The sequence below is a fragment of the Bradyrhizobium sp. CCBAU 45321 genome, assembly GCF_028128975.1.
GTDB lineage: Bacteria > Pseudomonadota > Alphaproteobacteria > Rhizobiales > Xanthobacteraceae > Bradyrhizobium > Bradyrhizobium yuanmingense.
Window position 1 is genome coordinate 118,488 of the sequence record NZ_LFKZ01000121.1, and the last position, 13,865, is coordinate 132,352.

At 64.4% G+C, this 13,865-nt stretch carries 11 protein-coding genes; 7 read left to right on the forward strand and 4 right to left on the reverse strand.

Going from position 1 to position 13,865, the window contains the following annotated elements; all coding sequences use genetic code 11:
- Positions 1 to 72 precede the first annotated feature (72 nt).
- The 4 genes from ACM43_RS17660 to ACM43_RS17675 all read left to right on the forward strand — a co-directional run bounded on the left by ACM43_RS17660 (position 73) and on the right by ACM43_RS17675 (position 4,431).
- Positions 73 to 876 carry an ABC transporter ATP-binding protein gene (locus ACM43_RS17660; RefSeq protein WP_271541682.1) on the forward strand — a complete coding sequence of 268 codons (804 nt, stop codon included), beginning with the start codon at positions 73 to 75 and terminating at the stop codon, positions 874 to 876.
- Between the two features lie 229 nt (positions 877 to 1,105).
- Positions 1,106 to 1,924: an ABC transporter permease gene (locus ACM43_RS17665; RefSeq protein ID WP_271541684.1), complete on the forward strand. Its 819-nt coding sequence runs from the start codon at positions 1,106 to 1,108 to the stop codon at positions 1,922 to 1,924.
- A 121-nt stretch (positions 1,925 to 2,045) separates the two neighbouring features.
- Positions 2,046 to 3,374 carry a polyhydroxyalkanoate depolymerase gene (locus ACM43_RS17670; protein WP_025033269.1) on the forward strand — a complete coding sequence of 443 codons (1,329 nt, stop codon included), beginning with the start codon at positions 2,046 to 2,048 and terminating at the stop codon, positions 3,372 to 3,374.
- 217 nt (positions 3,375 to 3,591) lie between these two features.
- Entirely contained in the window at positions 3,592 to 4,431 is an 840-nt protein-coding gene (locus ACM43_RS17675) for a M48 family metallopeptidase (protein ID WP_271541686.1), read from the forward strand.
- Between the two features lie 329 nt (positions 4,432 to 4,760).
- On the opposite strand, the gene ACM43_RS17680 is transcribed toward ACM43_RS17675, so the two are convergent.
- Positions 4,761 to 6,971: a transglycosylase domain-containing protein gene (locus ACM43_RS17680; RefSeq protein WP_271541688.1), complete on the reverse strand. Its 2,211-nt coding sequence runs from the start codon at positions 6,969 to 6,971 to the stop codon at positions 4,761 to 4,763.
- A 170-nt stretch (positions 6,972 to 7,141) separates the two neighbouring features.
- On the opposite strand from ACM43_RS17680, the gene ACM43_RS17685 reads away from it, so the two are divergent.
- Complete coding sequence (locus ACM43_RS17685; protein WP_025033272.1) at positions 7,142 to 7,567, forward strand: DUF1330 domain-containing protein; 426 nt, start codon at positions 7,142 to 7,144, stop codon at positions 7,565 to 7,567.
- A 168-nt stretch (positions 7,568 to 7,735) separates the two neighbouring features.
- Here ACM43_RS17685 and ACM43_RS17690 read toward each other — a convergent pair whose 3' ends face one another.
- Positions 7,736 to 8,959, reverse strand: coding sequence for an ABC transporter substrate-binding protein (locus ACM43_RS17690; RefSeq protein ID WP_157285338.1), 1,224 nt, complete (start codon positions 8,957 to 8,959; stop codon positions 7,736 to 7,738).
- 134 nt (positions 8,960 to 9,093) lie between these two features.
- Positions 9,094 to 9,450 carry a DUF1304 domain-containing protein gene (locus tag ACM43_RS17695; RefSeq protein WP_271541845.1) on the reverse strand — a complete coding sequence of 119 codons (357 nt, stop codon included), beginning with the start codon at positions 9,448 to 9,450 and terminating at the stop codon, positions 9,094 to 9,096.
- 98 nt (positions 9,451 to 9,548) lie between these two features.
- Here ACM43_RS17695 and ACM43_RS17700 point away from each other — a divergent pair, with 98 nt between their 5' ends.
- Positions 9,549 to 10,079 (forward strand): methylated-DNA--[protein]-cysteine S-methyltransferase, encoded by a 531-nt coding sequence (locus ACM43_RS17700; RefSeq protein ID WP_271541690.1) that lies wholly within the window; start codon positions 9,549 to 9,551, stop codon positions 10,077 to 10,079.
- 165 nt (positions 10,080 to 10,244) lie between these two features.
- On the opposite strand, the gene ACM43_RS17705 is transcribed toward ACM43_RS17700, so the two are convergent.
- On the reverse strand, positions 10,245 to 13,034 hold the full coding sequence (locus ACM43_RS17705) for a [protein-PII] uridylyltransferase (protein WP_271541692.1): 2,790 nt from the start codon (positions 13,032 to 13,034) through the stop codon (positions 10,245 to 10,247).
- 243 nt (positions 13,035 to 13,277) lie between these two features.
- On the opposite strand from ACM43_RS17705, the gene ACM43_RS17710 reads away from it, so the two are divergent.
- Entirely contained in the window at positions 13,278 to 13,787 is a 510-nt protein-coding gene (locus ACM43_RS17710; RefSeq protein WP_271541694.1) for an OsmC family protein, read from the forward strand.
- Positions 13,788 to 13,865 lie beyond the last annotated feature (78 nt).

Below are 13,865 nucleotides of genomic sequence, written 5' to 3' on the forward strand. Positions count from 1 at the left end.
AGGAACCGCCCGGTGAGGAGCCCTTACATCGAGCCTTGCGCTCGCCGATGCAATAGCAGAAGAACGGCCAGCATGACCGAGAATGGCAAGGCTTCAAGTCGGCTGACTGTCGCGGATCAAGATTCGTCCGCGGCAATTGCGGTCGATCACCTCGTCAAGGTCTACAAGCAGACCCGCGCCGTCGACGACATCTCCTTTTCGCTGCCGCGCGGCAGCATCACCGGGCTGCTCGGCGGCAACGGCGCTGGCAAGACCACGACCATCGCGATGATCATGGGCTTGGTGCTGCCGACCTCCGGCCGCGTGCAGGTGCTCGGTCACGAGATGCCGGACGAGAGTGCGTCCGTGCTGGGGCGGATGAATTTCGAAAGCCCCTATGTGGACATGCCGATGCGGCTCACGGTGCGGCAGAACCTCACCGTGTTCGGCAAGCTCTATGCGGTGAAGAACCTCACTGAGCGCATTGCCAGGCTCGCCGCCGATCTCGACCTCGGCGATTTCATCGACCGCGCCAACGGCAAGCTCTCCGCCGGGCAGAAGACCCGCGTTGCGCTGGCGAAGGCGCTGATCAATCAGCCCGAGCTGCTGCTCCTGGACGAGCCGACCGCCTCGCTCGACCCAGATACCGCCGATTGGGTGCGGGCGCATCTGGAGCGGTATCGCCGGGACAACAACGCCACCATTCTCCTCGCCTCGCACAACATGCTCGAGGTCGAGCGGCTCTGCGACCGCGTCATCATCATGAAGCGCGGCCGCATCGAGGACGACGATACCCCCGAGGCGATCATGGCCCGCTACAACCGCACCACGCTGGAGGAGGTGTTTCTGGACGTCGCCCGCGGCCGGGCGAACGGGGCGAAGGAGGCGGTGCGGTGAGGGGGAGTTGTAGAGCCCTGGATAGGGTCCCGTCATTCCGGGGCGCGCGGAGCGCGAGCCCGGAATCCATAACCACAGGCGGCAGCTGCGAGGCGAGACTGGTAACTCCGAGTCTTCGCCAAATTCAATCCTGTGGTTATGAATCCTCAGATGCGCAATTGCGCATCATAGCCCGCGACTATGTCGCGTCCCGGGATGACACTTTCCATCCGAGCTATGGGCTGCCCCTATGACCGGCCTCTCCCTCCACCGCGGCATCTCGCTTCATCGCATCGGCGCGATGATCCTGCGCTATTGGTATCTGCTGCTGTCGTCCTGGCCGCGGCTGCTCGAGCTGCTCTATTGGCCGGCGCTGCAGGTCATCACCTGGGGCTTTCTCCAGTATTACATCGCCGAGAACGCCAATTTCTTCGCGCGCGCCGGCGGCACGCTGATCGGCGCCGTCATCCTCTGGGACATCCTGTTCCGCGGCCAGCTCGGCTTCTCGATCTCGTTCCTGGAGGAGATGTGGGCGCGCAACCTCGGCAATCTCATGATGAGCCCCTTGAGGCCGATCGAGTTTCTGCTGGCGCTGATGGTGATGAGCCTGATCCGGCTTGCGATCGGGATCATTCCGATGACCCTGCTCGCGCTGTTCCTGTTTCACTTCAACATCTATGCCCTCGGCCTGCCGCTGATCGCGTTCTTCTGCAATCTGATCTTCACGAGCTGGTCCGTCGGCATCTTCGTCTCCGGCCTCGTGGTGCGTAACGGCCTCGGCGCCGAGAGCATCGTCTGGACCTTGATGTTCGCAATCCTGCCGCTTGCCTGCGTCTACTATCCCGTCAGCGTGTTGCCGGTCTGGCTGCAATACGTCGCCTGGGCGTTGCCGCCCACCTATGCCTTCGAGGGAATGCGCGCGCTGCTGATCGAGCAGACGTTCAGGAGCGATCTGATGATGGAGGCGTTGCTCATCAACGCCGTCCTTTTGGTTGCATCTTTTGGGGCATTCCTTGCCCTTTTGCGCAGCGCAAAGCGGCACGGTTCGCTGCTGTCGGGCGGTGAATAAAGTCACTTTCCCGTGGATTCACGCTGATTTGGCGGTTTTCGGCACGTAGATGTACGGAACCATGCATTGACGCAATATTACGCATTCGGCAGTATGCTGCGATGCGAAGAGGAATATGACGATGCCTATTGGTGAGTTCGGCGGCGCACCGCCCCTGGCGGCAGAAGGCAGTCCGGTCCTGACGACGCCGATGTACTGGATGTACGAGATGGCGCACGCCTCTCTCAATCCGGCGCGTGCGGTCACCGACGCGACCAAGCTGCTGTTTCAGAATCCCCTCAATCCCTGGTCGCGCACCGAGGTCGGCAAGTCGGTCGCCGCGGCCTGCGAATTGTTCGAGCGCACCACGCGCCGCTACGGCAAGCCGGAATGGGGTCTCAACGACACCGAGGTCAACGGCATCCGCGTCCCCGTCGAGATCCGCTCGGTCTGGGAAAAGCCGTTCTGCAAGCTGCTCTACTTCGACCGCAAGTTCGCCCGTCCGCTGCGCAGCCCGCAGCCGCGCGTGCTGATCGTGGCGCCGATGTCCGGCCATTATGCCACGCTGCTGCGCGGCACCGTCGAAGCCTTCCTGCCGGCGCATGAGGTCTACATCACCGACTGGGCCGATGCCCGCATGGTGCCCTTGAGCGAGGGCCGCTTCGATCTTGATGATTACATCGACTATGTCATCGAGATGCTGCATGTGCTCGGCGGCAACACTCACGTGATGGCGGTGTGCCAGCCCTCCGTGCCCGTCGTCGCGGCGGTCTCGATCATGGAAGCGCGGCGCGATCCGTTCGTGCCGACCTCGATGACGCTGATGGGCGGCCCGATCGACACCCGTCGCAATCCGACCGCGGTGAACAACCTCGCCCAGGAACGCGGCATCGACTGGTTCCGCAACCACGTCATCACAAAGGTGCCGTTCCCGCATCCGGGCATGATGCGCGACGTCTATCCAGGATTCTTGCAGCTCAACGGCTTCATCAGCATGAATCTCGACCGGCACATGGATGCCCACAAGCAGCTGTTTGCCCATCTGGTGAAGGGCGACGGCGATCTCGCCGACAAGCATCGCGACTTCTACGACGAATATCTCGCGGTGATGGATCTGTCGGCCGAGTATTACCTGCAGACCGTCGACACCGTGTTCGTGAAGCACTCGTTGCCGAAGGGCGAGATGACCCATCGCGGAACCCGCGTCGATCCTTCCAAGGTCAAGCGCGTCGCGCTGATGACGGTCGAAGGCGAGAACGACGACATCTCCGGTCTCGGTCAGACCGAGGCGACGCACACATTGTGCAGCGCGATTCCCGATCATCGCCGCGTTCATTACGTCCAGAAGGGTGTCGGACATTACGGCGTGTTCAACGGATCGCGTTTCAAGTCGGAGATCGTGCCGCGGATTCACGACTTCATGGTTTCGGCTGCGAATCCTGCTTCGTTGCAGGCGCTTGCGGCTGAATAACCCTGAATTTCGGCTTTCCCGTCGAAATTTGAGCCTCTGCCAGGGGCTCCCGCGGGGGCAAGTTCCCGCCAGATTCGCGGTATTTAGGTAGCTTTATAGGAGTGAGTCTACCCTCACCCCTTGGGGGTGTCGCATGCGTGCAGCGGGGGCGAAAAAACCCGGTTCCAACCCCAGTCTATAGGGTCTCCCGGACGCCTGACCGCTGTATATTGGGCAAATGATTTGTTTTTGCGCCGAGCGCTTTCCCTGGCGGCGGTTATGGCAGAATCCGGGCGCTCTCCTGCCCCCCGGACTGACAGACATGGCCACCCGCGCACTCCTTTATCGTCGGCCCCACGAACCGAAGACCCTCGTCATCACCCACGGATCGCAATTTTTTGCGATTCGGCTGCGCCGGCACCGCCGCGCGCGCCGCTACACGCTCAGAATTCATCCGAGCGACCGCGAAGCCATCCTCACCATGCCGCCGCGCGGCACGCTCGCCGAAGCAAAGGACTTCGCACAGCGTCACGGTGCGTGGATTGCCGCGCGCCTCGGCCGCTTGCCGAAGGCCGCACCGTTCCAGCCGGGCACGGTGATACCGCTGCGCGGCACGCCGCATCGCATCGTTCATCGCGCCGGTACCCGCGGCACGGTGTGGACCGAGGTGCGCGACAGCGGTGAGCGCATTCTCTGCGTCGCCGGCGGCCTCGAGCATGTCGACCGCCGCGTCGGCGATTTCCTCAAGCGCGAGGCGCGCCGCGACCTGCAGCGCTCGGCGGAGGTCTACGCGGCCGAGCTCGGCGTCAGGGTCAAGCGCCTCTCGATCCGCGATCAGTCCAGCCGCTGGGGCTCCTGCACCTCGGCCGGCTCGCTGTCGTTCTCCTGGCGCCTGATCCTCGCCCCGCCCTTCGTGCTCGACTACCTCGCCGCGCACGAGGTCGCTCATCTCGTCGAGATGAACCACTCGCCGCGCTTCTGGCGCGTCTGCGGCAAGGTCTGCCCGTCGATGGAGCGCGCCAAGAAGTGGCTCGACACGTACGGGAATGATCTGCACCGGTACGGTGTGGAGGATTAGGACTCGGCCCGAGGATCGGGCCTACGTTGCCAACTCAGCAAACACTGTCATCGCCCGCGAAAGCGGGCGATCCAGTACTCCGTGACGCCAGTGGTTGAATCGAGAGGCTGCGGCGTACCAGATCCCCGCCTTCGCGGGGAACGACAGTTGGGAACGCATCGGTGCGCTCTGCTCCATTCTCGCCACACTTCGCGACGATTGCGCCGCTTGCCTGATTAATCCCGGCGCATCAACCGCTTCGCAGCATCCAGCGTGCGTCTCGCCGGACGTCGCATTCTACTGTGCATGGGGTTGTTTTCGCAGTTTTGTTTGGAGGCCCTTCGCAAGGCCTACCGGTTTCCGCCAAACAGCCGGTCCATCAGCCAGCCATCGAGCCCGGCTGCCGCCTCGGGCCGCACATTGGCGCGCGTCGGAGGGGGCGGGCGATAGCCGCCGGCGTTCGGTTGTGCCGGTGCGGCAGATGTCGGCGGCGACACCTGCGAGGCTGCCTGCGCGAGGTTCGACAGGCCCCAGCCGCCCGGTGCGCTCGGCAAGGCTGCCACCGGCACGCCCTCGTGCGCGGCCTTCATGAAGCGCGACCAGACTTCGACCGGCAGGCCGCCGCCGGTCGCCTTCTTGGTCGGCGAGTTGTCGTCGTTGCCGAGCCAGACGCCGGTGACGAGGCTCGCGGTGTAGCCGATGAACCAGGCGTCGCGATAATCCTGGCTGGTGCCGGTCTTGCCCGCCGCCGGCCAGCCGGGGATCTCCGCCTTCTTCGCGGTGCCCGATATCAGCGTCTCCCGCATCATCGCGTTCATCATGCCGACATAGCGGGGGTCGACGACCTGATTGCGCTCTTCGGGTTGACGAATGTAGAGCAGCTTGCCGCCGACCGTCCTGATCCGCGTGACGACATGCGGCGCCACCGCGAGGCCGCCATTGGCGAACGGTGCATAGGCGCCGACCAGCTCGACAACCGAGACTTCGGACGTGCCGAGCGCGATCGAGGCGTTCGGCTCGAGCTTGGAGGAGATGCCGAGCCGGTGCGCGGTGCGCACCACGTTCTTCGGCCCGACCTCGAGGCCGAGACGGATGGCCACCGTGTTGAGCGACATCGCCAGCGCCTGCGTCAGCGTCACCGCGCCGAAATATTCATGGGTGTAGTTCTCAGGACGCCAGCCCTTGACCTCGATCGGCGCGTCCTGGCGCATGGTGTCGGGCGTCAGCCCCTGCTCGAGTGCGGTGAGGTACACGAATGGCTTGAACGAGGAGCCCGGCTGGCGCTTGGCCGTGACCGCGCGATTGTACTGGCTGTCGGAATAGTTCCGCCCGCCCACCATGGCGCGCACGGCGCCGTCGGGCGTCATGGCGACCAGCGCGCCCTGGCTGACGTTGAACTTCACGCTCTTGGCCGCGAGCTCGTCGATGATGGCCGCTTCCGCGACGCTCTGCAGCTTCGGATCGATCGTGGTCTCGACCTTGATGCTCTCGTCGATCTGGCCGACCAGATCGTCCAGCACCTCGCCGATCCAGTCGGCGACGTAATTGACCGTGCCGGCGCCGGCCGGCTTCACGTTGTAGGAGGGATGGCCGATCGAGGCCTTGGCCTGCGCGTCGGTGATGAAGTTTGCATCCGCCATCGCCGCGAGCACGATTTGCGCCCGCGCTTCGGCGCCTTCGGGGTTGCGGTTCGGGGCGAGGCGGGACGGCGACTTGACGAGGCCGGCCAGCATCGCGGCTTCCGCGACCGTCACGTTCTTGGCCGACTTGCCGAAATATTTCTGCGCCGCCGCCTCGACGCCGTAGGCGCCGGAGCCGAAATAGACCCGGTTCAGATAAAGCTCCAGGATCTCGTCCTTGGAATGCTTGCGCTCCAGCCAGATCGCGAGCTCCACCTCCTGCAGCTTGCGCTGAATGGTGCGCTCCTGGGTCAGGAACAGGTTCTTCGCGAGCTGCTGAGTCAAGGTCGAGCCGCCCTGCGAGACGCCGCGATGAAGCACGTTGGTGACGAGGGCGCGCAGGATGCCAACCGGGTCGATGCCGAAATGCGAATAGAAGCGGCGATCCTCGATCGCGATGAACGCCTTGGGCAAATACGGCGGCAGATCCTTCAGCGCGACATTGGCGCCGGCCATCTCGCCGCGCTGCGCCAGAATGCTGCCATCGATGCCGACGATCTGGATCGTCGGCGGGCGCTTCGGGATCTCCAGCGACTGGATCGGCGGCAGATGCGCGCCGACATAGATCACGACGCCAATCACCGCGATGACGCCCCACAGGCTCAGCACCGCGCCCCAATAGACCAGGCGGCCGAGACCGAACCCGCCCCGCGACTTCGCTCGTCGCTTGGCGCCGCTGCGGCTGTCTGATGCTTTGCGCTCGCGTGGCGCCTCGGTGCCGGCATCCTCGCTCTTGCGCTTGGCGGATGCTTTCGCAGATTTCTTCGGCTTGTCGTCGCCGCCGGGAACGCGGTCTGCTGGGGTGAGGCGCAGATCGGCGAGCGCCGCGGGCAAGCCGAACAGCGGCTCCTTCCGCGCACCCTTTTTCTTTCCCCACGCCATACGCAAAACGCCCGGTCAGCCCGCCCCGCCGAGACGCTAGCGGTCGCTGTTTAAGGCCGGGTTACCCCGGCGTTAACGCGCGATTAGGAGATGCGGCATTCGCCGGCCGCAGTTCCGCTTCCGGGGCGGCAAGGCTAGGATCGCTCGTATCAATAAGAAGAGGGAGCGCCATGGGCCATATCGATCCGACCAAGGAGATCTTCGCGCAATTCCGGGAGAACGATCGCCCGGGCCCGATCCACATGCTCAACCTGGTCCGCCTGCGCAAGGAGGCGGCCTATCCCGACGGCCGCAAGGCCAGCGGCGCGGAAGCCTATGCGGCCTATGGCCGCGAAAGCGGCCCGGTGTTCGAACGGCTCGGCGGCCGCATCGTCTGGCAGGGCAAATTCGAGCTGATGCTGATCGGCCCGCAGGAGGAACGCTGGGACCATTGCTTCATCGCCGAATATCCAAGCGTCGCCGCCTTCGTCGAGATGATCCGCGACCCCGTCTATCGCGAGGCGGTGAAGCACCGCCAGGCCGCGGTGGAGGATTCGCGGCTGATCCGGCACGCCGTGCTGCCGGTCGGGAAGAACTTTGGGGAGATACCGACCTGAACGCCATGTAGGAGGCTCTCTCGATCGTCATGGCCGGGCTTGACCCGGCCATCCACGGCTTCCTTGACGCCCCAAGAACGTGGATGCCCGGGTCTTCGCCTCGCCGAAGCGGCTCCGGCCGCGCAGGCGGGACAAGCCCGGGCATGACGTCGCAGAGGCAGATGCGTTCTAGCCCGACGGGCCGGTGTCCTCGATGATCGGTCCGAACAGCTCCCAGCGCTCGCCGTTGAACTTCATCATCTGCATCTGCTTGTTGACGCGGTAGTCGTTCGGCCCGGTGTTGATCTTGATGCCGGGCAGCGCCAGGCTCGGCGTGTAGCCCTTGATATTGGCGGCCTGCTTCATGATGTTCGCACGCGTCAGATCGTCGCCGCATTGCTTCAAGACCTGCACCAAGAGCTCGGCGACCGAATAGGCGTAGGTGTTGATGGTGTTGAGCTTGTCACCTTCCGGGAAATACTTGTCCATGAAAGCGAAGAAAGCCTTCACGCCGGGGTCGTCCTTCCACTGCGGGTCGCTCGGCTCCTTGCCGTAATTGGTCGAGATGATGCCCTTGGAGATGTCGAGGCCTGCCGGCTTCAGCGTCGCCGAAATCGGGCTCGCGTTGATGTCGAGGATGTGCACCGGCGTCCAGCCGAGATCGGCAAGCTTCTTGATCGCCTGCGCCGCGAATTTCGGCGTCGAGGCGTTATAGAACAGGTCGACGCCCATCGACTTCAGCTTCACCACCTGCGAGTCGACGGTGGGGTCGGTCACCTCATACGACACCTCGCCGACGATCATGTTGGCCTTGTCGCCGAGGCCGCTCTTGAGGCCGGCAAGATAGTCGCGGCCCATGTCGTCGTTCTGGTAGAGCACGCCGATCTTGGCGTTGGGGTGATTGGCGAGAATGTATTTTGCGTAGATCCGCCCCTCGGACACATAGTTGGGATTGTAAGCGATGGTCCAGGGATAGTTCTGCGGATCGTTGAAGCGCGCGGCGCCGGTCGAGGCCAGCAGCTGAGGTACCTTCTTGCCGTTGAGGTACTTCTGCACGGCGGCGTTCGCGGCTGTGCCGATCAGCTGAAAGGTGAACAGGACCTCATCGCCCTCGACCAGCTTGCGCACCTGCTCGACGGTCTTCGGCGGCGAATAGGCGTCGTCATACTGGATCAGGTTGATCTTGCGGCCGTTGATGCCGCCCTGATCGTTGATCATCCTGAAGTATGCGGCCTGGGTCTTGCCGATATTGGCGTAGACCGAATAGGCGCCGGAGAACGGCACGGTCTGGCCAATCTTGATCTCGGTGTCGCTTGCGCCGGTGTCGTATTTTTTCTGGGCGAGGGCCTGGCTGGTCGAGACTGCGACGGCGAGCGCCGCCGTGGCAGCTAAGAAGGCTCTGCGATTGTTCATATTGGAACGTTCCTCCTGACGGAATTATCGGCCGATGGTCTTTCTCCGTTGATTGCAACGGTCGCCATCGCTGCCGAAGATTGTGGAGGAAGCTTCGCCGCAGCGCAAGGATCGCGGCGCTGTGCCGTAGCGTCTCAGGCGAGAAACATCGCAATCAGCGCGATTGCCGCAGGCAGCGCCTGCAGGATCAGGATCCGCGTGCTGACGGTCGCCGCGCCATAGGCGCCGGCCACGATCACGCAGAGCAGGAAGAACACCTTGATCTGGAACGCGAAGGCCGGGTTGCCGTGGAACAGGCCCCAGACCAGGCCGGCCGCGAGGAAGCCGTTATAGAGGCCCTGATTGGCGGCCAGCATCCTGGTGATCTCGGCCTTCTCGGGCGAATTCCGAAACACCTTCAGGCCCAGCGGCTTGTCCCAGAGAAACATCTCCAGGACGAGGAAGAAGACGTGCAGCGCCGCGACCAGCGCCACCAGGACATTGGCGATCAGGATCAAGGTGAGCTCCCCCAAAGCATCAGCTTTCGGGTGGACGTTAGCACGGCCGCCGTGGCAAGTGCGATCGATGTGTTTCGATTGCTGGTGCCGCAATGTCCGCTCGATCAACCAAGGTGCCTGAACGCTTCGGCCTCGATCGCCTGACGACGCCGATCGGGATTGCGCTGCTCGTCACCGACGCCGAGGGCAAGCTGCGCGCGCTCGACTGGGAAGACTATGAGCACCGCATGCGCGAGCTGCTGCGCCTGCACTATGGCGCGGTGGATCTGCGTGATCAGCCTGCGCCGTCGGACATGCGGACCGCACTGTCGCGCTATTTCGACGGTGATCTCGGTCAGCTCCAGAGCATCGCATGGCGTATCGCCGGCACGCCGTTCCAGCAAAAAGTCTGGACCGCGCTCGCGCAGATCCCCGCCGGCACCACGATGAGTTACGGCGCGCTCGCCGCGAAGATCGACATGCCCAGGGCGATCCGCGCCGTCGGCCATGCCAACGGCTCAAATCCGATCAGTGTGGTGCTCCCCTGCCATCGCCTGATCGGCGCGGACGGTTCGCTGGTGAAGTATGGTGGTGGCCTCGAGCGCAAGCGTTGGCTGCTGCGGCACGAGGGAGTGGAGGTTTAGGTCTTTCAATTCGTCATTCCGGGGCGCGCGTAGCGCGAACCCGGAATCCATTTATCCGCGTCACTAGTGGCCCGATGGATTCCGGGTTCGCCGCTGCGCGGCGCTCCGGAATGACGAGTGGAGAGAGATGCGCGCCTCCGAATGAAGATAGGCGCGCCCGTCCGTTCACGCCGCCGGCTGCACCGCCTTGTCGCCAGCCATCACATGGGTCAGCGCGCTCTTGATCGCGGCCTGGCGCGTCGGCGCGTTGATCTGCGCGCCCAGGAGGTCGGTGACGTAGAACACGTCGCGTGCGCGCTCGCCGAAAGTCGCGACATGGGCCGAGGCGATGTTGAGATTGAGCTTGGAGATCGCGGTGGTCAGCTCGTAGAGCAGGCCGGGCCGGTCGAGCCCGGAGACCTCGATCACGGTGTAGCGATCGGACCATTGGTTGTTGATGGTCACTTCCGGCTCGATCACGAACGGCCTTGCCTTGCTGCGCACGGTGCGCCGCGCCACCACTTCGGGCAGGCGCAGCTTGCCCTCCAGCACGTCCTCGATCATCTCGCCGATGCGCGTGGCGCGCCGACCCTCGTCCTCGTCGCGGTCGTATTCGCGCGAGATCGAGATGGTGTCGAGCGCGCGGCCGTCGGTCGTGGTGTAGATCTGGGCGTCGACGATGTTGGCGCCGGCCGAGGCGCAGGCGCCGGCGATGATCGACAGCAGCCAGGGATGGTCGGCGGCGAAGATCGTCAGCTCGGTGACGCCGCGCACCTCGTCGAAACCGACATTGATCGCGAGCTTGTGGCCGGCCTGCTCGCTGGAGCGGACGAAGCGGGCGTGGCGGATCTTGCGCGGCAGCTCGACCTTGAGCCAGTAGGCCGGATAGTGCCGGCCGATATAGGCGTCGAGCTCGTCGTTCGGCCATTCGGCGAAAGCCATGCGGAATTCGGCGTGCGCAGCGGCGAGGCGCTTGCCGCGGTCGACTTCCGAGAAGCCGCCGGTCAGCACCGGCTCGGTCTCGTAATATAGCGAGCGCAAGAGCTGCGCCTTCCAGCCGTTCCACACGCCCGGGCCGACGCCGCGGATGTCGGCGGTGGTCAGGATGGTCAAGAGCTTCATCTGCTCGACCGACTGCACCACGGCAGCGAAATTCTCGATGGTCTTGCGATCGGAGAGGTCGCGCGACTGCGCGACCGTGGACATCGTCAGGTGCTCCTCGATCAGCCAGGCCACGAGCTCGGTATCGGCCGGGCTAAAGCCGAGCCGCGGGCAGAGCCGCCGCGCCACCTTGGCGCCGGCGATGGAGTGGTCCTCGGGACGGCCCTTGGCGACGTCGTGCAGCAGTGTTGCGATGTAGATCACCGCGCGGTGCTCGGGCCGGATCTTGCGGAACAGGTCGCTCGCCAGCGCGAACTCCTCGATGCCCCCGCGCTCGATGTCCTGCAGGAAGCCGATGCAGCGGATCAGGTGCTCGTCGACGGTGTAGTGATGATACATGTTGAATTGCATCATCGAGACGATCTTGCCGAAGGCGCGGATGAAGTGACCGAGCACGCCGGTCTCGTTCATCCGCCGCAGCACGATCTCGGCATTGTCCGAGGTCAGGATCTCCATGAACAGCCGGTTGGCCTCGGGATTTTCGCGCAAGCCCGCGTTGATCAGGCCGAGCGAGCGCGTCACGTCGCGCATCGCATCCGGATGGAAGGCGAGGTTGTTCTTCTGCGCGAGGCGGAAGATGCGGATCAGATTGACCGGGTCGTGCTTGAACACGTCGGGCGCGGCGACGTTGATGCGGTTGTTGTCGACGATGAAGTCGTCGCTGTCGGGGACGCGCCGCTTCACGGTGCTCGGTCGCAGCCGCGCCATCACCCGGCTCAGCACCGGCGCGGGCTTGGCCTGCTGGTCCTCGAGCTTGGCGCAGAGGATGGCGGTGAGGTTGCCGACTTCCTTGGCGACCAGGAAGTAGTGCTTCATGAAGCGCTCGACGTCCTGCATGCCCGGATGCGAGGTGTAGCCGAGACGGATCGCGATCTCGCGCTGGAGATCGAAGGAGAGGCGCTCCTCGGCTCGACCAGAGTAGAAATGCAGATTGCAGCGCACCGACCAGAGGAAGTCGGCGCAGCGGCGGAAGGTGCGATATTCCTGCGCATCGAACACGCCGCGCCCGACCAGCTCGTGGGTGTCGCGGACGCGGTAGACGTATTTGGCGATCCAGAACAGTGTGTGCAGGTCGCGCAAGGCCCCCTTGCCGTCCTTGACGTTGGGCTCGACCAGATAACGCGACTGGCCGCCGCGGCGGTGGCGCTCCTCGCGCTCGGCGAGCTTTGCGGTGACGAATTCGGACGCGGTGCCCTGCACCACTTCCTTGTCGAAGCGCTCGACGAGCTCGTCATAGAGCGGCTTGTCGCCGGTGAGGAACCGCGTCTCCAGGATCGCGGTGCGGATCGTCATGTCGCCGCGCGCCTGCCGGATCGATTCGTCGACCGATCGCGTGGCGTGACCGACCTTCAAGCCCATGTCCCAGAGGCAATAGAGGATCGCTTCGGCGACCTGCTCGCCCCAGGCGGTCTGCTTGTAAGGCAGGATGAAGAGCAGATCGATGTCCGATTCCGGCGCCATCAGGCCGCGGCCGTAGCCGCCGGTCGCCACCACCGCCATGCGCTCGGCCCCGCTCGGGATCGGCGAGCGGTAGAGATGGCGCGTCGCGGCCGAATACAGGATGCGGATGATCTCGTCCTGCACGTGGCACAGCCGCTCGGCGCAGCGGCGGCCGTGGCGGTCCTTCAGAAGGATCGCCTGGGCGGCGGCGCGCGCCGCGATCAGCTCCGCCTTGAGCAATAGCGCCATCGCCGTGCGGAACGCGTCCTCGCGCCCCTCGTGCTTCTCGGCAAGGGCATCGACCGCTGCGGTGATCCGCGCGGTATCGAAGCGCTCGTCCACCTGTGGCTTCTGCTCAGTCGCGACGCTGTCCATGTCTCACCGGATATAAGAGGTGACAGGCGCTGTCACGAGACATTCGCAAGGGGACGACCGGCGAGTTTGGCCACGCCGAGGAATCGGCTCCGCCCCCCGGGTATCGGTGCCTGGGTAACGTCATGAATGTGCTCAGATTTTTTCATGAATCCCCGGCGGCTCATGACTGCCTCCACCAATCATGGGCTGACACCAAACCGATCGCGCTCTATACCGCTCGTTGATATTCCGGGAGAGAACAACATGGACGCTGCAGAGCTGCGCCGGATGCAGGCCCCGATCAAGGAGCGCTACAAGACCGATCCCAAGGCTGCGCTGATCACGCTGAAGGCCAAGGGCTCCACCGATAGCGACGGCATCGCCTGCAAGGTCGAGACCGGCCGCGCCATCGCAACGGCCGGCCTCCACCCCGCCACCGGCGGTTCCGGCCTCGAGCTCTGCTCCGGCGACATGCTGCTCGAAGCCCTGGTCGCCTGTGCCGGCGTCACGCTGAAATCGGTCGCGACCGCGATCGAGGTGCCCTTGAAGACCGGCAACGTCTACGCCGAGGGCGATCTCGATTTCCGCGGCACGCTCGGCGTCGACAAGGAGACCCCGGTCGGTTTCGCCGAGATCCGTCTCCGCTTCGAGGTCGACACCGACGCCGCCCAGGACAAGCTCGACCTGCTGCTCAAGCTCACCGAGCGCTATTGCGTGGTCTACCAGACCATCAAGAACGGCCCGAAGGTTTCGGTGTCGATGCAAAGGATGTAAGACGCAGGCCGTCATCCCACCGATTGGTGTCGTCCCGGGGCGCGCCGCTTGGCGCGAGCCCGGGACCCATAATCCCCG

What these genes read in the sequence shown, in the direction of transcription:
- ACM43_RS17660 (WP_271541682.1), top strand. Translation starts at nt 73, where the DNA reads ATGACCGAGAATGGCAAGGCTTCAAGTCGGCTGACTGTCGCGGATCAA.
- ACM43_RS17665 (WP_271541684.1), top strand. Translation starts at nt 1,106, where the DNA reads ATGACCGGCCTCTCCCTCCACCGCGGCATCTCGCTTCATCGCATCGGC.
- ACM43_RS17670 (WP_025033269.1), top strand. Translation starts at nt 2,046, where the DNA reads ATGCCTATTGGTGAGTTCGGCGGCGCACCGCCCCTGGCGGCAGAAGGC.
- ACM43_RS17675 (WP_271541686.1), top strand. Translation starts at nt 3,592, where the DNA reads ATGATTTGTTTTTGCGCCGAGCGCTTTCCCTGGCGGCGGTTATGGCAG.
- ACM43_RS17680 (WP_271541688.1), bottom strand. Translation starts at nt 6,971, where the DNA reads ATGGCGTGGGGAAAGAAAAAGGGTGCGCGGAAGGAGCCGCTGTTCGGC.
- ACM43_RS17685 (WP_025033272.1), top strand. Translation starts at nt 7,142, where the DNA reads ATGGGCCATATCGATCCGACCAAGGAGATCTTCGCGCAATTCCGGGAG.
- ACM43_RS17690 (WP_157285338.1), bottom strand. Translation starts at nt 8,959, where the DNA reads ATGAACAATCGCAGAGCCTTCTTAGCTGCCACGGCGGCGCTCGCCGTC.
- ACM43_RS17700 (WP_271541690.1), top strand. Translation starts at nt 9,549, where the DNA reads ATGTCCGCTCGATCAACCAAGGTGCCTGAACGCTTCGGCCTCGATCGC.
- ACM43_RS17705 (WP_271541692.1), bottom strand. Translation starts at nt 13,034, where the DNA reads ATGGACAGCGTCGCGACTGAGCAGAAGCCACAGGTGGACGAGCGCTTC.
- ACM43_RS17710 (WP_271541694.1), top strand. Translation starts at nt 13,278, where the DNA reads ATGGACGCTGCAGAGCTGCGCCGGATGCAGGCCCCGATCAAGGAGCGC.